The sequence below is a fragment of the Sphingomonas sp. BL2 genome (genome assembly GCF_056680015.1).
This window is the reverse complement of record NZ_CM155261.1, coordinates 1,317,854-1,336,351: the sequence shown is the minus strand read 5'-3', so window position 1 is coordinate 1,336,351 and position 18,498 is coordinate 1,317,854. Positions and strand designations below refer to the sequence as shown.

Annotated in this window: 22 protein-coding genes; 12 read left to right on the top strand and 10 right to left on the bottom strand. The window is 65.7% G+C overall.

Translation table 11 applies throughout. The features are described from left to right. Window positions 1-31: 31 nt before the first annotated feature. Together mnmE and AC1ME3_RS06185 are read right to left on the bottom strand one after the other, a co-directional pair. Window positions 32-1,309, bottom strand: coding sequence for a tRNA uridine-5-carboxymethylaminomethyl(34) synthesis GTPase MnmE (gene mnmE / locus AC1ME3_RS06190; RefSeq protein ID WP_480955276.1), 1,278 nt, complete (start codon window positions 1,307-1,309; stop codon window positions 32-34). A 7-nt stretch (window positions 1,310-1,316) separates the two neighbouring features. Beyond that, on the bottom strand, window positions 1,317-1,550 hold the full coding sequence (locus AC1ME3_RS06185; protein WP_056053820.1) for a DUF6489 family protein: 234 nt from the start codon (window positions 1,548-1,550) through the stop codon (window positions 1,317-1,319). Window positions 1,551-1,606: 56 nt separating this feature from the next. Here AC1ME3_RS06185 and AC1ME3_RS06180 point away from each other — a divergent pair, with 56 nt between their 5' ends. Both AC1ME3_RS06180 and AC1ME3_RS06175 read left to right on the top strand, forming a co-directional pair. Further along, a complete protein-coding gene (locus AC1ME3_RS06180) occupies window positions 1,607-2,077 on the top strand; it encodes a methylated-DNA--[protein]-cysteine S-methyltransferase (RefSeq protein ID WP_480955275.1) in 471 nt (156 codons plus the stop codon). After that, the gene (locus tag AC1ME3_RS06175) at window positions 2,074-2,775 is read left to right on the top strand and encodes a dienelactone hydrolase family protein (RefSeq protein WP_480955274.1); all 702 of its coding nucleotides are present in this window, start codon (window positions 2,074-2,076) and stop codon (window positions 2,773-2,775) included. Before AC1ME3_RS06180 ends, AC1ME3_RS06175 begins: the two co-directional genes overlap by 4 nt. 183 nt (window positions 2,776-2,958) lie before the next feature. Here AC1ME3_RS06175 and AC1ME3_RS06170 read toward each other — a convergent pair whose 3' ends face one another. From AC1ME3_RS06170 to hemE, 4 genes are all read right to left on the bottom strand, one after another. Further along, the gene (locus AC1ME3_RS06170) at window positions 2,959-3,678 is read right to left on the bottom strand and encodes a TerC family protein (RefSeq protein WP_480955774.1); all 720 of its coding nucleotides are present in this window, start codon (window positions 3,676-3,678) and stop codon (window positions 2,959-2,961) included. 201 nt (window positions 3,679-3,879) lie between these two features. Continuing rightward, the gene (rho, locus tag AC1ME3_RS06165) at window positions 3,880-5,136 is read right to left on the bottom strand and encodes a transcription termination factor Rho (protein WP_031395107.1); all 1,257 of its coding nucleotides are present in this window, start codon (window positions 5,134-5,136) and stop codon (window positions 3,880-3,882) included. A gap of 266 nt (window positions 5,137-5,402) precedes the next feature. Further along, window positions 5,403-5,864, bottom strand: a complete 462-nt coding sequence (locus tag AC1ME3_RS06160) for a CopD family protein (RefSeq protein WP_121886474.1) — start codon at window positions 5,862-5,864, stop codon at window positions 5,403-5,405. Then, complete coding sequence (gene hemE, locus AC1ME3_RS06155; protein WP_480955773.1) at window positions 5,861-6,910, bottom strand: uroporphyrinogen decarboxylase; 1,050 nt, start codon at window positions 6,908-6,910, stop codon at window positions 5,861-5,863. Before hemE ends, AC1ME3_RS06160 begins: the two co-directional genes overlap by 4 nt. Before the next feature lie 328 nt (window positions 6,911-7,238). On the opposite strand from hemE, the gene AC1ME3_RS06150 reads away from it, so the two are divergent. The 10 genes from AC1ME3_RS06150 to AC1ME3_RS06105 all read left to right on the top strand — a co-directional run bounded on the left by AC1ME3_RS06150 (window position 7,239) and on the right by AC1ME3_RS06105 (window position 13,840). Beyond that, a complete protein-coding gene (locus tag AC1ME3_RS06150; protein WP_056488303.1) occupies window positions 7,239-8,072 on the top strand; it encodes a pyruvate, water dikinase regulatory protein in 834 nt (277 codons plus the stop codon). Then, complete coding sequence (locus AC1ME3_RS06145; RefSeq protein WP_480955273.1) at window positions 8,069-8,659, top strand: Maf family protein; 591 nt, start codon at window positions 8,069-8,071, stop codon at window positions 8,657-8,659. The genes AC1ME3_RS06150 and AC1ME3_RS06145 overlap by 4 nt, the downstream gene beginning before the upstream one ends. Window positions 8,660-8,907: 248 nt before the next feature. Beyond that, entirely contained in the window at window positions 8,908-9,720 is an 813-nt protein-coding gene (locus tag AC1ME3_RS06140; RefSeq protein WP_480955272.1) for a shikimate dehydrogenase family protein, read from the top strand. Further along, complete coding sequence (gene coaE / locus AC1ME3_RS06135; RefSeq protein WP_480955271.1) at window positions 9,717-10,292, top strand: dephospho-CoA kinase; 576 nt, start codon at window positions 9,717-9,719, stop codon at window positions 10,290-10,292. The genes AC1ME3_RS06140 and coaE overlap by 4 nt, the downstream gene beginning before the upstream one ends. A gap of 15 nt (window positions 10,293-10,307) precedes the next feature. Further along, window positions 10,308-11,000, top strand: coding sequence for a DNA polymerase III subunit epsilon (gene dnaQ / locus AC1ME3_RS06130; protein WP_480955270.1), 693 nt, complete (start codon window positions 10,308-10,310; stop codon window positions 10,998-11,000). 61 nt (window positions 11,001-11,061) lie between these two features. Continuing rightward, window positions 11,062-11,661, top strand: a complete 600-nt coding sequence (hpf, locus tag AC1ME3_RS06125; protein WP_480955269.1) for a ribosome hibernation-promoting factor, HPF/YfiA family — start codon at window positions 11,062-11,064, stop codon at window positions 11,659-11,661. A gap of 100 nt (window positions 11,662-11,761) precedes the next feature. Further along, window positions 11,762-12,229 carry a PTS sugar transporter subunit IIA gene (locus AC1ME3_RS06120; protein WP_056064361.1) on the top strand — a complete coding sequence of 156 codons (468 nt, stop codon included), beginning with the start codon at window positions 11,762-11,764 and terminating at the stop codon, window positions 12,227-12,229. Further along, a complete protein-coding gene (locus AC1ME3_RS06115; protein ID WP_056064364.1) occupies window positions 12,219-12,704 on the top strand; it encodes a PaaI family thioesterase in 486 nt (161 codons plus the stop codon). The genes AC1ME3_RS06120 and AC1ME3_RS06115 overlap by 11 nt, the downstream gene beginning before the upstream one ends. Then, window positions 12,701-13,027, top strand: a complete 327-nt coding sequence (locus tag AC1ME3_RS06110; RefSeq protein WP_480955268.1) for a DUF1491 family protein — start codon at window positions 12,701-12,703, stop codon at window positions 13,025-13,027. The genes AC1ME3_RS06115 and AC1ME3_RS06110 overlap by 4 nt, the downstream gene beginning before the upstream one ends. A 153-nt stretch (window positions 13,028-13,180) precedes the next feature. Beyond that, window positions 13,181-13,840, top strand: coding sequence for a cell wall hydrolase (locus AC1ME3_RS06105; RefSeq protein WP_480955267.1), 660 nt, complete (start codon window positions 13,181-13,183; stop codon window positions 13,838-13,840). Between the two features lie 91 nt (window positions 13,841-13,931). Here the strand turns inward: AC1ME3_RS06105 and AC1ME3_RS06100 are convergent, their stop codons facing one another. The 4 genes from AC1ME3_RS06100 to recQ all read right to left on the bottom strand — a co-directional run bounded on the left by AC1ME3_RS06100 (window position 13,932) and on the right by recQ (window position 18,462). Continuing rightward, entirely contained in the window at window positions 13,932-15,788 is a 1,857-nt protein-coding gene (locus tag AC1ME3_RS06100; RefSeq protein ID WP_480955266.1) for an AsmA family protein, read from the bottom strand. Between the two features lie 84 nt (window positions 15,789-15,872). Continuing rightward, complete coding sequence (locus AC1ME3_RS06095; protein ID WP_480955265.1) at window positions 15,873-16,271, bottom strand: hypothetical protein; 399 nt, start codon at window positions 16,269-16,271, stop codon at window positions 15,873-15,875. Next, the gene (locus AC1ME3_RS06090; RefSeq protein WP_480955264.1) at window positions 16,268-16,696 is read right to left on the bottom strand and encodes a protein tyrosine phosphatase family protein; all 429 of its coding nucleotides are present in this window, start codon (window positions 16,694-16,696) and stop codon (window positions 16,268-16,270) included. Before AC1ME3_RS06090 ends, AC1ME3_RS06095 begins: the two co-directional genes overlap by 4 nt. Beyond that, window positions 16,693-18,462, bottom strand: a complete 1,770-nt coding sequence (gene recQ / locus AC1ME3_RS06085; RefSeq protein ID WP_480955263.1) for a DNA helicase RecQ — start codon at window positions 18,460-18,462, stop codon at window positions 16,693-16,695. The genes AC1ME3_RS06090 and recQ overlap by 4 nt, the downstream gene beginning before the upstream one ends. Between the last annotated feature and the right edge of the window lie 36 nt (window positions 18,463-18,498).

Genomic DNA, 18,498 nt, shown 5'->3' with positions numbered 1-18,498 from the left:
CCGACGCGTCAAAGATGTTCCACGTGGAACATCACTTACCGATGCAAAAACGTCCGAACAGCGCGTCGAGCATCTCCCCCGTCGCATCGAGCCCGAGCACGCCGGCGAGGATCGCACGGGCCTGTCGAAGGTGTTCCGCGACGATAAGCGCGTCCGAGCTTCGATACCGCAGGGCCTTAACTGCCGCAGCGCATTGCCGGCGCTGGTGCTGCTTCAACGCGATCTCATCGCCACGCGGCAGCATAGCAATCGCTCGCCGATGCAGTTCATCCCACAGTGAGTCGAGCGATCCCTGGTCGTTTTGCGAGACCGCCAATGTCCGACCGGAGGGCAGTTCTCCCCGCCCCGGCAAATCCGCGCGCGCATGAATCCAGATCGCATCCCTGCGGGGCGGCGCGGTGTCCGCCAGCCACATCACGATGTCCGCCGCGGCGAGCGCACCTTCCGCACGCGTGACGCCGATCGCCTCGATCGGATCGAGCGTATCGATCAAACCCGCGGTGTCGGTCAGCACATAGGCGACACCATTCCGCGTCACCGGCACATCGATCCGATCGCGCGTCGTTCCCGAGATCGGCGAAACGATCGCCGCATCGCGCTCGCCGAGCAGGTTGAGCAACGTCGACTTGCCGCTGTTGGGCGGACCGCCAATGACGACGCGCAGGCCGTCCTTCAGCCGCTCGACCGGCGGGGCATCGACCACCGTCTCGATCTGCGCAGCGAGCGCGTCGATCTCCGAGACGATCGCGTCGAACGCTGCGGTATCGCTCGCGACGTCGTCCTCGTCCGCGAAGTCGAGCATCGCCTCGATCCGCGCGGACAGCATCGCAACCGAGTCCATCCAGCCGCGGACCGCTTGGCTCACCCGCCCCTCGGCCGCCGTCATCGCCGCGACGCGCTGACTCTCGGTCTCGGCTTCGAGAAGATCGGCGAGCCCCTCCGCCTCGGTCAGGTCGATCCGCCCGTTGGTCAAAGCACGGCGCGTGAACTCCCCCGGCTCGGCGTGTCGCAAGCCTGGCATCCCCGACAACACCCGCTCGACCGCAGCGATCACCGCGCGACCACCGTGGCAATGAAACTCGACCAGATCTTCGCCGGTTGCCGTCGCGGGTCCCGGAAACACGATCACCAACGCGCGATCAAGAAGCGCGCCATCCGCGTCCCGCAATCCCCGGAGGCTAGCATGGCGCGGCACCGGCAACGGTCCCGCGAGCACCTCGGCCGCGGCAAACGCCTTAGGCCCGCTCACACGAACCACGGCGATCGCAGCTGGTGGCCGCCCGCTCGATACCGCGAAAATCGTCTTCACGGGAAACTCAGCCGCTTTTCGTCGCGCTGTCGAACAGCCGCTTCCACATCGCCATCCCCGCCTCGCCCATCGGCTGCCAGCCGCGCATCATCGACTCGAGCATTTCCGGCTTCATCTGGCCGTCCGGGATCGCCTCCATCATCATCGCGATATAGCGATCGTGGATCGGCGTCAGGTCGGGCAGCCCGACCGCGCGACGCGCCTCTTCGGGGGTGCATTCGATCTCGATATTCATCTTCATGTGACGCACCCTCGATGACGCTTGAGCGGTCCATCGCGGCGCTGCATAGCGGGGGAATGTATGCGCGCGATGCCGCCTCGATCGCAACGCCTATCGGTCTGGTCCGCGTGACCGGCACCGGGGACCGGATCGACGCGATCGATATCGGCGTCGAGGATGGTTCGACCAGCGATGCCCCCGCGATCCTGGAAGCACTCCGCCAGCTCGACGCGTATTTCGCCGGACGGCTTACCGAGTTCGACCTGCCCCTCGCGCTCTCCCCTACCCCGCGCGGTGCCGCCCTTCGCCAGGCGATCGTCGACATCGCCTACGGCACCACGGCAAGCTACGGCGCGCTCGCCAAGGCGATCGGCTCGAGCCCGCGCGCGATCGGCCAAGCGTGCGCACGCAATCCTTTTCCGATCATCGTCCCCTGCCACCGAATTCTGGGAGCCGGGGGAAGGCTTGGTGCGTACTCCGCGGGGGAAGGCCCGATCACCAAATCCCAGCTGCTCGACCACGAGCGGCCGCAAGGAGGACTTTTATGACGAACACTGCAAAGATCGCCACGCTCGCGGGCGATGGCGAATTCACCGCGTATCGCGCGACGCCGGCAGGCACGCCAAAGGACGCGATCGTCGTGATCCAGGAGATCTTCGGCGTGAACGCAGGGATCCGCCGCAAGTGCGATACGCTCGCCGAGGCCGGCTATCTCGCAATCGCCCCCGACCTGTTCTGGCGGCTGAAGCCGGGCATCGAGCTTGATCCGGACATCAAGCCCGAGTTCGACCGTGCGCTCGAACTGATGGGCAAATTCGACCAGGACAAGGGTATCGCCGACATCGAGGCGAGCATCCGCGCCGCCCGCAGCGAACTCGGTGACGACGCCAAAGTCGGCGTGGTCGGCTACTGCCTCGGTGGGCGCCTGGCGTTCATGACCGCGGCGCGGACCGACGTCGATGCGAGCGTCGGCTATTACGGCGTCGGGATCGACGGCCTGCTCGGCGAAAAGCACGCGATCGCGCACCCGGTGCTGTTGCACGTGCCGGAGGAGGATCACTTCGTCGACAAGGCTGCGCAGGCAGCGATGCACGCCGGTCTCGACGATCACCCCAAGGTGACGATCTACGATTACGCGGGCGAGGACCACGGCTTCGCGACCGAGTTCGGCGAGCGGCGCTCGGATGCGTCGGCCAAGCTGGCGGACGAGCGTACGGCGAAGTTCTTTGCGGAGAATTTGGGCTAAAACCTCTCCGTCACCCCGGACTAGTTCCGGGGTCCACGGTTCCGCGAATTCACGACTATCGAGCGTGCGGAACGGTGAATGCCAGAACGAGCCCGGCATGACGGAAGTGCTGACGGCGAACATGAAAAAGGCCTCGCCGGACGATCCCGGCGAGGCCTTTTCCTTATCCCATCCGCACCGCGATCAGCGCAGCAGCGAGATGATCCCGAGCGTCTCGCCGGTGCCGACCCAGCCCTCGTAGATCATCTTCAGCGCGACCACGAGGATCACTGCGAGGCCGATATACGCGATCCAGCGATACTTGTTGATGACGCGCGCGATGTAGTTCGCCGCCAGACCCATCATCGCGACCGACAGCAGCAGGCCGATGACGAGGATGCCGGGATGCTCGCGTGCCGCACCAGCGACCGCCAGGACGTTGTCGAGGCTCATCGAGACGTCGGCGACGGCGACGGCCCAGGCCGCACTGGCGAAGCCCTTCGAGGAACGGATACCCGATCGCTCGTCGCCCTCGATCTCATCGGAGCCGGCGTTCTCCGCGCCCTCGCGGATTTCGCGCCAGAACTTCCAGCTGACCCAGAGCAGCAACAGGCCGCCCGCAAAGATCAGTCCGACTATCCCCATCAGCCACGTCACGATCAACGCGAAGAAGATGCGCAGCACGAGCGCGGCGCCGATGCCGATCAGGATGACCTTCTTGCGCTGGTCGGTCGGCAGCCCGGCGGCGAGTGCGCCGACGACGATCGCGTTGTCGCCCGCGAGGACGAGGTCGATCATCAGGACCGATCCGAACGCGGCAAGCGCCTTCGGGTCGCCCAGATTGGAGAAGTCGGCGACGATATGCTGCCAGATTTCCAGCGGCGAGCCGGGGCCCGCGGTGCTCGATGCGGCGGCGGCCAGCATGGCGATGATACTCAAGATGTCAGCTCCCGGTGACGGTTTTCAGGGTGTTTAATAGCAAAGCGGCACGCGAAAGCCATGCTCTCGCGCGCCGTCTTGGTGTGCTTGGCGGACATGGGCAAAGCCCATGTCGTCGGTCGGGGCCTCGCCCCGCCGGCCGGATCGATGTGAGTCCCGCTGCAGCGTGCAGCGGGCCGCATTCGATCACTGATTCATGGAATCGAAGAAATTCTCGTTGGTCTTCGAATCCTTCATCTTGTCGAGCAGGAACTCCATCGCGTCGATCGTGCCCATCTGCATCAGGATGCGGCGCAGGACCCACATCTTGCTGAGCTTGGCCTTGTCGACCAGCAGTTCTTCCTTGCGGGTGCCCGACTTGCCGACGTCGAGCGCCGGGAAGATGCGCTTGTCCGCGACCTTGCGGTCGAGCACGATTTCCGAGTTACCGGTGCCCTTGAACTCCTCGAAGATCACCTCGTCCATGCGGCTGCCCGTATCGATCAGCGCGGTCGCGATGATCGAAAGCGAACCGCCCTCCTCGATGTTGCGCGCGGCGCCGAAGAAGCGCTTCGGACGCTGTAGCGCGTTGGCGTCGACACCGCCGGTCAGGACCTTGCCCGACGACGGCACGACGGTGTTGTAGGCACGGCCCAGACGCGTGATCGAGTCGAGCAGGATCACCACGTCCTTCTTGTGCTCGACCAGGCGCTTGGCCTTTTCGATCACCATTTCAGCGACTTGCACGTGGCGCTGCGCGGGTTCGTCGAAGGTCGAGCTGACCACCTCGCCCTTCACGCTGCGCTGCATGTCGGTGACTTCCTCGGGACGCTCGTCGATCAGCAGGACGATCAGGAACACCTCCGGGTGGTTGTCGGTGATCGCCTTGGCCATGTTCTGCAACATGACCGTCTTGCCGACGCGTGGCGGCGCGACGATCAGCGTGCGCTGGCCCTTGCCCTGCGGCGAGACGATGTCGATCACCCGCGCCGACTTGTCCTTGACGGTCGGGTCGGCGGGATCGAGCGTCAGCTTGCTCTCGGGGTAGAGCGGCGTGAGATTGTCGAAATTGACGCGGTGGCGGACGACGTCGGGATCGTCGAAATTGACGGCCGTGAGCTTCACCAGCGAGAAATAGCGTTCGCCATCCTTCGGCCCGCGGATCTCGCCCTCGACCGTGTCACCGGTGCGCAGGCCGAACTTCCGCACCTGGTTCGGTGAGATGTAGATGTCGTCGGGACCAGCGAGATAGTTCGATTCCGGCGAGCGCAGGAAGCCGAAGCCGTCGGGCAGCACTTCGATCGTGCCGAGCCCCATGATCTGGTCGCCATTGTCCGCCTGGACCTTCAGGATCGCGAACAGCAGGTCCTGCTTGCGCAGCGTCGAGGCGCTCTCGACCCCCAGTTCCTCGGCCAGCTGGACCAGCTCGGCGGGTTTCTTTTTCTTCAGGTCTTTGAGATGCATGGGGATTTCCGGATAGCAATCAACGGGAGAACGCTCGGTCGGCGGTGCGCTTGGGAAGCGGAACTGGGCGAGACGAGTCTGGCAAGACACGACCGGGCAGGACGCCAGGAGGCCGTGTTGGGAGAAGGGGTTAGAATTGGGGGGCGGGTTAGTCAAGCGGAGACGGGAACTCCGCTCTCGCCGTTCCCCTGCGAACGCAGGGGCCCAGGATCACGGACGCGATCGCCTGTAACCCTGGGCTCCTGCGTTCGCAGGAGAACACGCGTTCAGAACGGCTTGACGATCACCAGCACGACGATCAGCGTCACCGCCAGTGCAGGCACCTCGTTGAGCATCCGCAACTGCTTCCCCGCCAGCGTCGGCTTCCCCGCGGCGAGCTTCTTCGCATAGCCGACCGCCCAGCCGTGATACCCCGACAACAGCAGCACCAGCACCAGCTTCAGGTGCAGCCACCCCAGCCCCGGCGCGCCGTCCGCCAGCCCAAGGTTCAAGGCCAGCGCGATCCCCAGCACCCAGACGACGATCATCGCCGGCGTCAGTATGATGTGGCGAATCTTGCTCTCGCGCTCGACCCAGTTCGCCGCCTCGGTCGTGTTGCCCGCCGCCAGCGCCTCCTGATGATACACGAGATAGCGCGGCAGCATGAACAGCCCCGCCATCCAGAAGATCACGAAGATCAAATGCGCCGCCTTCACCCAGTCATAGGCAGCGCCGAGAAAACCGCTCATGTCGTGCTCCTTACGCGGGCGATCAGCTGCTCGACATGCGCGATGGGCGTGTCGGGCAGGATGCCATGGCCGAGGTTGAAGACGTGCGGGCGATCGACGAACGCCGCGAGGATCCGGTCGATCGCCGCATCGAGATCCGCCCCACCTGCGATCAACGCGAGCGGATCGAGATTGCCCTGCACCGGCATGTCCGCCGGCAACGATGCGTGCGCCCACACCGGATCGACCGTCTCGTCCAGCCCGATCGCATCGACGCCGGTCTCACGCGCATAGGCCGGAAGCTTACCCCCTGCCCCCTTCGGAAAGCCGATGATCGGCACGCCGGGGCAACGCGCGTGGAGGCGCTCGACGATCGATGCGGTCGGCGCGATCACCCAGCGCTCGAACTGTGCGGGCGAGAGCGAGCCCGACCAGCTGTCGAACAGCTGCACCACGTCGACGCCCGCCTCGACCTGCCGCGCGAGATACTCGACCGTGTTGTTCGCGATCGCATCGATGATCGCACCGAATGCCTCGGGATCGCGATACGCAAAGCGCCGCGTCTCGGACTGATCCTTCGAACCCTTCCCCGCCACCATATAGGTCGCGACCGTCCAGGGAGACCCCGCAAAGCCCAGGAACGTCGTCTCGGGCGGCAAGGCAGCGGCGACCTTCGCAACGGTGCCGTAGACCGGCTCCAGCCGCCCCATCACCGGCTGCAACCGATCGAGCGCATGGTCGACCAGCGCCGGCTCGAGCCGAGGCCCCTCGCCGACCCCGAAGCTCAAATCCTGCCCGAGCGCCCAAGGGATCATCAGGATGTCCGAGAACAGGATCGAGCCGTCGAACCCGAACCGGCGGATCGGCTGGAGCGTGACTTCGGCCGCGGCGTCGGGATCCGTCGCGAGCGCGAGGAACCCGCCCTTCTCGGCGCGGAGTTCACGGTATTCGGGAAGATACCGCCCCGCCTGCCGCATGAGCCACAGCGGCGGCACGGCCTGACGCTCCCCGCGAAGGGTCGCCAGGAGCGGCTTGAAGGACGGCGAATGGGAGGTCGGATCGGTCAGCGGAGCACCCTTCTTCTACTATAAGAAGATTCTAGAAATAGGTTGTTGCAGTGGTTGGGCGGTTGAACCCGGGACTTATGCGGTGATCCCGGAAATGCCAACAGCTTGACCCCTCGGCACGCCCACAAACGCGCTGATTCGATTCAAGGCTCCCCGTTACCCACAGCCTGTGGATAAAATCGGCCCCTGTGCGCGGGCATGTGGATAGAATGGGTGTTATCCACGGCACACCGGTCGCTTGGCGAGGGGGATGAGTTACGCTAGCCCTTCTCCCCATGTTATCCACAGATCCACGCCCAGGGACCCCATCGCTGGGGACAAGATGCCGATGATCCGGCTCCATCTTCATCTGCTGTCGGACTCAACCGGCGAGACGCTGGAGAACATCGCGAAGGCGGCGCTGGCGCAATATGACGACGTCGAGACGGTCCGCCATTTCTGGCCGATGGTCCGCACCGAGGCGCATCTCGAGCGTATCCTTCAGGAGATCGCGCAGAACCCGGGGCTGGTCGTCTTCACGCTGGTGAACCCCGCGACCCGGCGGATTCTGGAGCAAAGGTGCCTGGCGTTGGGGCTGCCCGCGGTGGCGCCGCTCGACCCCGTGAATGACGCACTTTCCGGGTTACTGGGACAGCAGGCGAAGGCGCGACCGGGCCGTCAGCATGTCCTAGATGCGGCCTATTTTGCGCGCGTCGATGCAATCCAGTGGACGATCGCGCACGACGACGGGATCGCCTCGGAAGAATGGGAGGAGGCCGATATCGTCCTTGCGGGCGTGTCGCGTTCGTCGAAGACGCCGACCTCGATCTATCTCGCCAACCGCGGCTACAAGACCGCGAACATCCCGATCGTCGTGGAAAGCCCACCACCGCTAAACCTCTACAAGCTCGCCAACCCGCTGATCGTCGGCCTTACGACCAGTGCGGACCGGCTGATCCAGGTCCGCCGCAACCGCCTGCTGTCGCTCAACCAGCAGCCCGACACGTCCTATGTCGAGGAGGAAGCGGTGATGCGCGAGTTGGCCTTTGCGCGCCGCATGTTCGCCGACAATGGCTGGCCGGTGATCGACGTTACCAGGCGTTCGATCGAGGAAACCGCAGCGGCGATCATCGCCTTGTGCAACCAGCGCCGCGCCGACGCCGCTCCGAAGGTCGAGTCATGAGCCTGATCCTCGCCTCGCAAAGCGCTTCGCGTCGCGCGATGCTGACCGCCGCCGGCGTACCGTTCGAGGCGACCTTCGCCGGCGTCGACGAGGATGCAGCCAAGGCGGCGCTACGCGACCTGTCGCCCCGCGATCTCGCCGATGCGCTGGCCGAACTGAAGGCGCTCAAGGTATCCGCGAGAATGCCCGGCTATCTCGTCCTCGGCAGCGACTCGCTGGTAGCACTGGAAGACGGCACCATCCTCGACAAGCCCGTAGACCGCGCAGATGCGGCGGCACACCTGCGGCTGATGTCGGGTAAGCGTCACGACCTCTGGAGCGCCGCGGTCATCGCCGAGAACGGCCAGGCGATCTGGCGCCACGTCGAGCGCGCGAAGATGCACGTCCGCCCGCTGTCCGACGCGTTCATCGAGACGTATCTCGACGCGGAATGGCCTGCGATTTCCGGCTGCGTCGGCTGCTACCGGATCGAAGGCCCCGGCGCGCAACTGTTCGCCAGGATCGAGGGAAGCCAGTTCACGGTACTCGGCATGCCGCTACTCAACGTCCTCGACTTCCTCCGCGTCCGCGGCGAGTTGCCGGCGTAACCCGAAGCTTCAATCCTCCCCCGCCAGGGGGAGGTGTCTGGCGCTTGCCAGACGGAGGGGGAGGCATGCGAAACGCGCGTTCCGTGTCCTCCACCTCCGTCACCTTCGGTGCCACCTCCCCCTTGCGGGGGAGGATTGAGTAGGAGCTGCACATGGCAATCCGCCCGCGCTAGACTAATTCTTGTTCACCCGCGAAGGCGGGTGCCCAGACTGGATCCCCGCCGCCGCGGGGAAACACGGAGCTTCGAATGACCCGTCCCTATGCAGAAGTGATCGGCGATCCGATCGCACAGTCGAAATCGCCGCTGATCCACGGCTTCTGGCTCGACGTGCTCGGGATCGACGCAGAGTACCGCCATAAGCTCGTCACCGCCGACACCCTCCCCGCCTACTTCGCCGAACGCAAAGCCGACCCAGCCTGGCGCGGGTGCAACATCACGATGCCGCACAAGCTCGCCGCACTCGACCACGTCTCCGATCCCGGCAACGTCCGCGGAACGATCGGCGCGATCAACACGGTGTTTCGCAACCAAGCGGGCGACTGCATCGGCACCAACACCGACGCCGCCGGGTTCTGGGCGCCGATCGACGACCTCGACATCGCTGGCCAACCCGTCACGGTGATCGGCGCCGGCGGTGCTGCCCGCGCAATCCTGTTCGCGCTCTCGCGAATGGGTGTCGGCCCGGTGACGATCCTCAACCGCAATCCGCTGAAGGGCGCGGCATTGCTGTCGACGTTCGGCCTCAAGGGTCAAGCGCTCCCGATCGGCCCCGCCGCCCCGCCATCGCGCCTGCTCGTCAACGCCAGCGTACTCGGCATGGCCGGTCAACCACCGCTCGATATCGATCTCGGCGCGCTCGAACCGGACTCGCTCGTCTACGACATCGTCTATTCCCCGCTCGAAACCGGCCTCCTGAAAGCGGCACGCGCGCGCGATCTCGAAACCGTCGACGGCCTGGAGATGCTGATCGGCCAAGCTGCGGTCGCCTTCGAGATATTGTTCCACGTGGAACCACCGCGCGATCGCGACGACGATCTTCGCGCGCTGCTAATCAAATGATCATCGGCCTCACCGGATCGATCGGCATGGGCAAATCAGCCGTCGCCGCGATGTTCGCCGACGAAGCCGTCCCCGTGTTCGACGCCGACGCGACCGTCCACCGCTTGCAAGGTGTCGGCGGGCGACTGGTCCCCGCGATCGAAGCCGCCTTCGCCGGCACCACCACCAACGGTGCAGTCGACCGCGCAAAGCTCGGCGCCGCGGTGTTCGGCAACGACGCCGCGATCAAGCGGCTCGAGGCGATCGTCCACCCCGCCGTCGGCGAAGAACGCGCCGCCTTCCTCGCCCAGCATGCCGGCCAGCGAGTCGTCTTCGACGTCCCTCTCCTCTTCGAGACGGATGGCGACCGCAAGGTCGACGTGATCGTCGTCGTCTCCGCCGCCCCCGACGTCCAGCGCGCCCGCGTCCTCGCCCGCCCCGGCATGACCGCGGAGAAGTTCGCCGCGATCCTCGCCCGCCAGACCCCCGACGCCGAGAAACGCGCCCGCGCGGATCACGTTATCCACACCGACACCAGCTTCGACGCAACACGCGCGCAAGTCCGGGCGGTGCTTGCATCCTTGGAAATCTGAGCCGATACCATCGGGATGCGTGAGATCGTCTTCGATACCGAAACCACCGGCCTAAGTTTTTCCGGCGGCGACCGCATGGTCGAAATCGGCTGCGTCGAGATGCTCAACCGGGTCGAGACCGGCCGCACCTTCCACGCATATTACCACCCCGAGCGCGACATGCCGGTCGAGGCGTTCAACGTCCACGGGCTGAGCGCGCAGTTCCTCTCCGACAAGCCGAAGTTCGCCGACGCGGTCGAGGACCTGCTCGAATTCGTCGGCGACGCGCCGATGATCGCGCACAATGCCGGCTTCGACTTCTCGTTCCTCAACGGCGAGCTGACCAAGTGCGGCCGCCAGATCGTCCACATGAAGCGGATGGTCGACACGCTGCAGATCGCGCGCAGCCGTCACCCCGGCGCCAAGCATTCGCTCGACGCGCTCTGTTCGCGCTTCGGCATCGATCGCAGCCACCGCGTCCTGCACGGCGCGCTGCTCGACGCGCAGTTGCTCGCGCAGGTCTATGTCGAGCTGATGGGCGGCCGCCAGATCGGCCTCGGCCTGCTGAGCGATACCGGCAGCAACGCCGCGACTCCGATCGTCGCACAGGCGCCTCGGGTCGTTCGCCCTGCCCGCGTTTTCGCGGTGAGCGAGGGAGACCTTGCGGCCCATGCTGCGTTTATGAAGGGGATCACGGATCCGATCTGGGGGGCCGTGGCGTCCGGATGACGCTGGCAGGGTGGAGCCAATAGGACCGCCCGAAGACTGTAACGCCGTTAAGGAGACGACAATGGATATCCGGATTTCTGGTCATCAGGTTGACACTGGCGAAGCACTCAACAGCCACGTGGAAGACCGACTCCAGGGTATCGCCGACAAGTATTTCTCGCGCGCCATCTCGGCCGAGGTCACGTTCGGCAAGGGCCCGCACGACGCCGGCTTCAAATGCGACATCGTCTCGCACGTGATGAAGGGCCTCGTGATCAAGGGCCACGGCGACGCCTATGACGCGCGCGCGGCGTTCGATGCCGCCGCCGCCAAGATCGAGACTCAGCTCCGTCGCTACATGCGCCGCCTGAAGGATCGCCACGCCGGCGAAGCAGTCGCGATGGCCGAGAGCAACGGCTACGACAATGCCGGCTACACGCTGTTCCAGGAAAGCATCGAGGAAGACGATGTCGCGGATGCACCGCTGATCATCGCCGAAACGCGCGTGGATATCCCGGAGGCCAGCGTGTCCGACGCGGTGATGATGCTCGATCTGCGTAACACCGCCGCGTTGCTGTTCATGAATGCGGGCACCGGTGCCCACAACATGGTCTATCGTCGCGGCGATGGCACGATCGGTTGGGTCGAGCCACAGCGAGCAGCGGCCACCCCGGCCCAATAAAGAAGGGTCCATAAAGGTGCGGGTCTCAAGGCCGCGCCTTTACGCCCCCGCGCAACCCGCTAAGGCGGACGCGCGCGGGGGCGCTTGAGACATTAACACAATGACCGATTTCAGTGATATGCTGCGTCCCGACGCAGTGCAGACGGGCGTGATCGCCAAAAACAAGAAGGCAGTGTTCCAGCATCTCGCCACGGTTGCGTCTGAGATACTCGATGCAGACCCCAAGATGATCGCCGATCGGCTGGCTGCACGCGAGAAACTCGGCTCGACCGGGTTTGGCGGCGGCGTCGCGATCCCGCACGCCAAGCTCGAAGGGCTCGCGCAGGTAACCGGCGTGTTCGCGCGGCTGGCAGAGCCTGTCGACTTCCAGGCGGTCGACGATCTCCCCGTCGATCTCGTCTTCATGCTGCTCTCCCCCACCGACGCCGGCGCGGTCCACCTGAAGGCCCTCGCCCGCGTCTCGCGACGCCTGCGCGACAAGGCGTTCCTCGAGAAGCTGCGCGGCGGCGGTTCGCCCGACGCGGTCTACGCGCTGTTCACCGCCGACGAGGTCCGCGATGCAGCTTGAGTTGGCTCCCAGTTCGGCCCCAAACACAGCCGGGGCAGACGCGCATTTCCGCGCACTGGAGTCGCTCTACGCGCAAGCGCCGATCAATCGCTTCTTCGACTCCTCGCTCGAAATCCCCGAAGCCGGCGTCGCGCGCATCCATTTCACGATCGACGAGCGCCATTACCACGCCGGCGGTGCCGCGCACGGCACGAGCTATTTCAAGATGCTCGACGATGCGGCCTTCTACGCCTGCAACAGTCTGGTCACCGATCGCTTCCTGCTCACCACCGCCTTCAATCTCCTCCTCACACGCCCGCTGAAGATCGGCCCGGTGATCGCCGAAGGACGCTGGATCAGCGGCAAGCGGCGCGTGTTCGTCGCGGACGCGCGGCTGATAGACGCTGACGGTGAAGAAGCGGCAAGAGGCACCGGCACGTTCATGCGCTCCCGGATCGCGCTCGCCGGCCTCCCAGGATACCGCAGCGCAGCATGAGCGGGCGTCTCCCCAGCGGAGTCCTCGTCAGCGCGCTGTTGCGGCGCGTCAACGACGCCGGCGGCTTCGGCGCGGTGATGGCGAAGGGCGACCCGCAAGGCGGCGCAATCATGGTCATCGCGGTCGACAAGGGCGCCCCTCCCCGCCTGCTGGAACGCGGCATCGGACCTGACGGACGGATCGCGCTGATCGACTCCACCCCGCTCGAAGATCTTGATGGATATTGGCGTCGTCGCCGCGCAAGCGACCCGGATCTCTGGGTAATCGAGGTGGACATCGCATCGGCGGAACGGTTCGCCGCTGAAACGATCCTCGACGATTGACTCGAAAGCCCCCCCAATAGAGGGGAATTGCAACATTGATTGGCGTTGTGCTGGGACGGGTGCGATCCGGATCAGTTACGCAGTCGGGGGGATGCCTGGACGATCGGCTCGTACGATTGCTTCCGCGGTCCAACCGCATCTGAATAAGTTTGAATGACGATTCTTCAGCGGGCTGCGACGATCGCGGTCATGACCTTCTCTCTCGCCGGCCTGCTCGGCAACAGCGCTCCCGGTCAGGCAACCGGTATCGATCGCTCGACCACCAATCTCACTGCTCTCGCCAATCTAAACGCGCTCTCGCCGCAGAATGTTCCGCAGATCGCTCCAGTTGCCGCCACCGTCGCACCTGTCGAGACGAACGCCGAGAACACCGCAGTCAGCCCCGCCGTCGCAGAAGCCGAAGAATTCGACACGCTCGCCCAGGCCGTTGCCGCGCAGGATAGCGCCGCCGCTGACGAAGCGCTCCAGTGCCTTGCCGGCGCGATCTATTTCGAATCCAAGGGTGAGCCGCTGACCGGTCAGCTCGCCGTCGCCGAAGTCATCATCAATCGCGCCAAGTCTGGTCGTTTCCCCGCCAACGTCTGCGCCGTCGTCAAGCAGCGTGGCCAGTTCAGCTTCGTCCGCGGTGGCCAGATCCCCAACATCAACGCCGGCACCGCCTATCGCACCGCGATTGCCGTCGCCAAGGTCGCCCTCGCCGACGCGTGGAACAGCCCGGCCGACAAGGCGCTCTACTTCAACACGCCCGATCGCCGCCCCAGCGTCCGCGCGATCAAGGTCGCCTCGATCGGCAACCACATCTTCTATCGCTGATATCCCCGCGATATCGCTGAAGTCCGACCCCGTCCCGCACCCGCAGGGCGGGGTTTTTCATATCCGCCGACGCCCAGTCTATCGCCTCGGCCTATCGCAGCACCCGCGAGGCCAACCCCGCACAATCCGCATCGCTAGCCGTCGGACCCTGCTTGCCGGTGATCGCACGCCCGATCGCCTTGAAGATATTCCCCACCGATTTCACTTCCGGCGGGATCGTCACGTGCGGCTGCTGGATCGTCCCGGTCATGTACGCCGATCCCGGCAACTGCAGCAGCGCATGTTGTTTAGGCGCGCCACTCAGCCGGATTTCGATCGCTTCGGATGGAAACACGACGCTCCCTTGCCCGTGCAGTTGGCTGGCGGTGGTATCGACGATCATCGGATCGACGCGCCCGCGCCCCCGCGTCACGTCGAGTTTCACCACCACGCAGCGCAAGCCCGCGCGCTCTCCGTCCTTCGCCAGCAACGCACGCGCCGCATCGAACCCCAGCGCCGCCGCGATCCCCTGTGGCAATTGCCCGTCCCGCGCGACGAACCCGATGCTGCCATCGGCATTCCCTACCGCAGTCCGAATCGTCTCCCCCGGCCCCTTCAGCCGGACCCGGGCGCTCACATTACCGCTGAAGTCGCCGCGCCCGCCCGCCAGCGCCTGCACGCTGCTACCCCGCAACCGCAAGTCGATCGCGACGGTCGGCGTCTTGCGATCGCCTCGCTGGTCGACGGAGACCTTGCCGGTGACGGTCCCCTGCGGCAGCCTCGCGACCAACCGGTCGAGCGTCAGCAACTGGTGATCGATCGCGATCGTCCCCTTCGCGGAGACGATCGGCGACGTCCCCTTCGCGGCGACAATATGCTGGATGCGGAACCCGAACTCTGCGTCGGTGGTGTCGATCTTGCCGATGTCGATCCGCGTATTCGGCACCAGTCGCGGCCCGATCGCCCGCTCCAGCGCCGCGCCCTTGGCCTGCGCCTCGTCCGACGACAGATCCGCAAAGTCGAACTGGCGCGAGACGATGTCGCCGTTCACCTTGCTCCGCCCGTCCCGCTTGTCGACCGTCACGTGACCCGCAAAATCCGACCGCCCGACTACGCCCTTCAGCTGCGTGATGGTCCATTTCGGCGCATCGTGACGGACGTGCGCGCTGAACGACACCGGCTGCGTCCGGAACAGCCCCGCTTCGATCACCGCGTCGATCAGCTTCAGGTCGGTCGCGCGCGCCGTCACGTCGAGCGTCATCGCGTCGGTATCGAGCGGCCGGTCCATCACGCCCTTCGCCGAAATCGACAGCTTGTCCCCGTCGATCGACGCGGTGAACGGCCACGGCTTGCCCTGCGATCGCTCGATCGACGGCCCCGAGATTGCGATCCGCACGGCTGCCCCACGCACGGTGCCGGTGCCGTTCGCGCGGATGCCCGTAACCGGATCGGACGAGAACCGCGCGGTGACCTGCCGCCCCTGCTTGGCATCACGGTACGAGATCACGCTGTCGCGAATGACGAGACCCTGCAGGTCGTTCGAACTGCCGCCGCTCTTGGCCTTGCCCGGCCGATCCCAATTGGTCCGCCCCTGCTTGTCACGCACCAGCGCTAGGTTCAGCCCGGACGCCTTCACGTCGCGCGGCCCGAACCCGCCCTTCAACAACGACAGCGCGGAGAACGTCGCCTCCGCCTCGCGCAACCGCACGAAATCGCCGCTACCGGCCCACGCCGCCTGCGGAATACGAACCTGCGTGATGCGGATCGTCGGCGAGAAGCCGAACCCGTCGACCCGCTCGATCCCGCCGATCGTCACCGGCCGCCCGAAGCGCGCGGTCAGCTGCCGCTCGATCACGCCTTTCAGCGATCCCCAGGGGAACACGGCTAGCCCGATTACTACCGTAGCCATCACGGCCACGACGACGATGCCGGTGACTTTCACCCAGCGCTTGGCGACCCATCTTCTCATCTACTGCGGCGACGCGTCGAGACGAGAAACGTTCCGCAAGCGTCAGGACCGCTGCCGCAGAATGACCGCGGCGCGTATGGCTCGCTAGACCCGCACGCTCTTCGGCGCCAACCGGCGGATATCGAGGACGTCGACCTGCGCGAGCATCACTGCGCCCAGCGTCTTGTCCCCGGTCTCGACCAATATCCCCTCGTGCGTCGCGCGCACCGTCCGCCACGACACCTCGCGCACCGTCAGGGTCTTGCCGATCCGCTTCACAGCCGCCACGCGCCCATCGTCGGCAATCGCCAGCGCGCCCTGCCCGTCCGCTCCGACAACGGCACCCGCTACCGCAAACCCGCGAAGCTGTGCCTGCGCCGCGTCCGCCGCCTCTTCTGGCGTCTCGATCTTCACGACCCGCCGCATCTGTACGACCACCCAGGTCAGGCCGGCGAGCAGCAGCACAACGACGGCCACGATGCCGCCGACGATCGCAGGCGTCATCGCGGCCCTGCGAGCGCGTCCAGCATCGGGCGGATACCGCGCAGGTCGTACCCGGCGTCCTCGGCCTGCGCGAGCAGCAGGTTCGGGTTGCGTCCAGCCTTCGCCGCCGCCAGCGCCCACAAATTGCAGCTCCGCGTCCCCGACCGGCAATACGCCAGCACAGGTCCGTCCGAATCGGTCAGCGCCTGCGTCATCGCGTCGATCTGCGGATGCGAGAACCCCGCATGAGTCACCGGAATCGAGACGTATTTCAGCCCGGCCGCTTCCGCCGCGGCGCGGATCGCATCACCCGAAGGCTGCCCCGCATCCTCGTCGTCGGGTCGGTTGTTGACGATCGTCTTGAACCCCGCCGCAACGATTTCCGCGACCTGCTCGACCGCGATCTGTGGCGCGACCGAAATACTTTCGTTTATTTGCCGTATCATGCGGACTCGCGGATGACCTGGAGGAAGGCATCCCCATAGGCGTCGAGCTTGCGCGCGCCAATGCCTGATAACAGGCTCAACTCGGCACGCGACGCCGGCCGCTGCCGCGCAATGTCACGCAACACCGAATCGTGGAAGATCACATACGGCGGAACGCCCGCTTCCGTCGCCAGATCGCGCCGTCGCACGCGCAACGCCTCGAACAGCGGATCGTCCACGGGGTTCGGCACGGCGCCCACCGCGCCCTTGCGCCGCCGCTCACGCTTCGGCGGCACGACGATCGACACCGCCGCCTCACCCTTGAGGATAGCCTTCGCCGCTGGCCCGAACTCGAGGCCCCCATGCGGATTGGTCCTGAGCGCATCCTTAAGCATCAGCGCGCGCGACACGGGCTTCAGCAACGCCACCTCGTCGCCCTCGACGATCCCGTACACCGACAGCGCCTCGTGCCCGTTCATCAGGCTCCGCTCGCTGGACACGCCCGTCAGGATGCCCTCGATATACCCCACACCGTACATCTGCCCGGTCCGGAACACCGCCGACAGGAACTTCCGCGCCGTCTCGGTCGCATCCACCGCATCGACATTGCCAAGGCAATTGTCGCAATTCCCGCAATCCTCGAGCCGCTCCTCGCCGAAATGCTTGAGCAGGATCCGCCGCCGGCACCCGGCCGTCTCGACCAGCCCGCCCATCGCGGTCAGCCGCTGCCGCTCGCCCGCCTGCCGCTCGGGCTCGACCTCGCCGATCCGCTGCCGAGCCCGTGCGAAATCCTCCGCACCCCAGAACAGATGCGCGATCGCCGGATCGCCATCACGCCCCGCACGCCCGGTTTCCTGATAATAGGCCTCGATCGATTTCGGCAGCCCGGCATGCGCGACGAACCGCACGTCGGGCTTGTCGATCCCCATCCCGAACGCGACCGTGGCGCAGATCACCATGTCTTCGCTCGCGACGAAATCCGCCTGGTTCTTCGCGCGCACCTGCGGATCAAGCCCCGCATGATACGCCCGCGTCGGCCGTCCGCTGCGCCCGAGCGCCTCCGCCAGCTTCTCGGTAGCCGCACGCGTCTGCGCGTACACAATGCCCGGCCCCGGGATCTTCTCCAGGATATCCGCGATCTGCCGGTTGACGTTGTCGCGCCCCGAAATCGCATAGCGGATGTTCGGCCGGTCGAACCCCGACACGATCAGCCCCTCTTGCGAGATCCCCAACTGCTCGAGGATATCCGCGCGGGTATGCGCATCCGCAGTCGCCGTCAGCGCCAGCCGCGGCACCTCCGGAAAACTGTCGAGCAACGGCCGCAGCAACCGATAGTCCGGCCGGAAATCATGCCCCCACTCGCTGACGCAATGCGCCTCGTCGATCGCAAACAAGCTGAGCTTGGCCTGCGACAGGAGATTGCGAAAACTCTCGTTTGAAGCCCGTTCTGGCGCCACGTACAGCAGGTCCAGATCGCTTGCTCGAAACCGCGCGATCGTCTCTTCACGATTGGTATCGACCGACGTCAAAGTCGCCGCCTTGATCCCCACCGCGGTGGCGGCCCGCAACTGGTCATGCATCAACGCGATCAGCGGCGACACGACCACGCACGTCCCCTCCAGCATCGTCGCCGGCAACTGGTAACACAGCGACTTGCCCGCCCCCGTCGGCATGACGGCCAACGTCCGCTGCCCCGCGAGCACCCGGTCGACGACATCGCGCTGCACGCCACGAAAATCAGGAAAGCCGAAGATGCGCTGGAGATCGGGAAGAGGGTCGAGTGCCATTGCCATGCGATCTAGGCGTCGTGCAGTCGCTCGTCG

Coding starts and splice junctions, on each gene's coding strand:
- AC1ME3_RS06185 (WP_056053820.1), bottom strand. CDS start 1,550: ATGAAGATGAATATCGAGATCGAATGCACCCCCGAAGAGGCGCGTCGC.
- AC1ME3_RS06180 (WP_480955275.1), top strand. CDS start 1,607: ATGTATGCGCGCGATGCCGCCTCGATCGCAACGCCTATCGGTCTGGTC.
- AC1ME3_RS06175 (WP_480955274.1), top strand. CDS start 2,074: ATGACGAACACTGCAAAGATCGCCACGCTCGCGGGCGATGGCGAATTC.
- AC1ME3_RS06170 (WP_480955774.1), bottom strand. CDS start 3,678: ATGCTGGCCGCCGCCGCATCGAGCACCGCGGGCCCCGGCTCGCCGCTG.
- rho (WP_031395107.1), bottom strand. CDS start 5,136: ATGCATCTCAAAGACCTGAAGAAAAAGAAACCCGCCGAGCTGGTCCAG.
- AC1ME3_RS06160 (WP_121886474.1), bottom strand. CDS start 5,864: ATGAGCGGTTTTCTCGGCGCTGCCTATGACTGGGTGAAGGCGGCGCAT.
- AC1ME3_RS06150 (WP_056488303.1), top strand. CDS start 7,239: ATGATCCGGCTCCATCTTCATCTGCTGTCGGACTCAACCGGCGAGACG.
- AC1ME3_RS06145 (WP_480955273.1), top strand. CDS start 8,069: ATGAGCCTGATCCTCGCCTCGCAAAGCGCTTCGCGTCGCGCGATGCTG.
- AC1ME3_RS06140 (WP_480955272.1), top strand. CDS start 8,908: ATGACCCGTCCCTATGCAGAAGTGATCGGCGATCCGATCGCACAGTCG.
- coaE (WP_480955271.1), top strand. CDS start 9,717: ATGATCATCGGCCTCACCGGATCGATCGGCATGGGCAAATCAGCCGTC.
- dnaQ (WP_480955270.1), top strand. CDS start 10,308: ATGCGTGAGATCGTCTTCGATACCGAAACCACCGGCCTAAGTTTTTCC.
- hpf (WP_480955269.1), top strand. CDS start 11,062: ATGGATATCCGGATTTCTGGTCATCAGGTTGACACTGGCGAAGCACTC.
- AC1ME3_RS06120 (WP_056064361.1), top strand. CDS start 11,762: ATGACCGATTTCAGTGATATGCTGCGTCCCGACGCAGTGCAGACGGGC.
- AC1ME3_RS06115 (WP_056064364.1), top strand. CDS start 12,219: ATGCAGCTTGAGTTGGCTCCCAGTTCGGCCCCAAACACAGCCGGGGCA.
- AC1ME3_RS06110 (WP_480955268.1), top strand. CDS start 12,701: ATGAGCGGGCGTCTCCCCAGCGGAGTCCTCGTCAGCGCGCTGTTGCGG.
- AC1ME3_RS06105 (WP_480955267.1), top strand. CDS start 13,181: ATGACGATTCTTCAGCGGGCTGCGACGATCGCGGTCATGACCTTCTCT.
- AC1ME3_RS06100 (WP_480955266.1), bottom strand. CDS start 15,788: ATGAGAAGATGGGTCGCCAAGCGCTGGGTGAAAGTCACCGGCATCGTC.
- AC1ME3_RS06095 (WP_480955265.1), bottom strand. CDS start 16,271: ATGACGCCTGCGATCGTCGGCGGCATCGTGGCCGTCGTTGTGCTGCTG.
- AC1ME3_RS06090 (WP_480955264.1), bottom strand. CDS start 16,696: ATGATACGGCAAATAAACGAAAGTATTTCGGTCGCGCCACAGATCGCG.
- recQ (WP_480955263.1), bottom strand. CDS start 18,462: ATGGCACTCGACCCTCTTCCCGATCTCCAGCGCATCTTCGGCTTTCCT.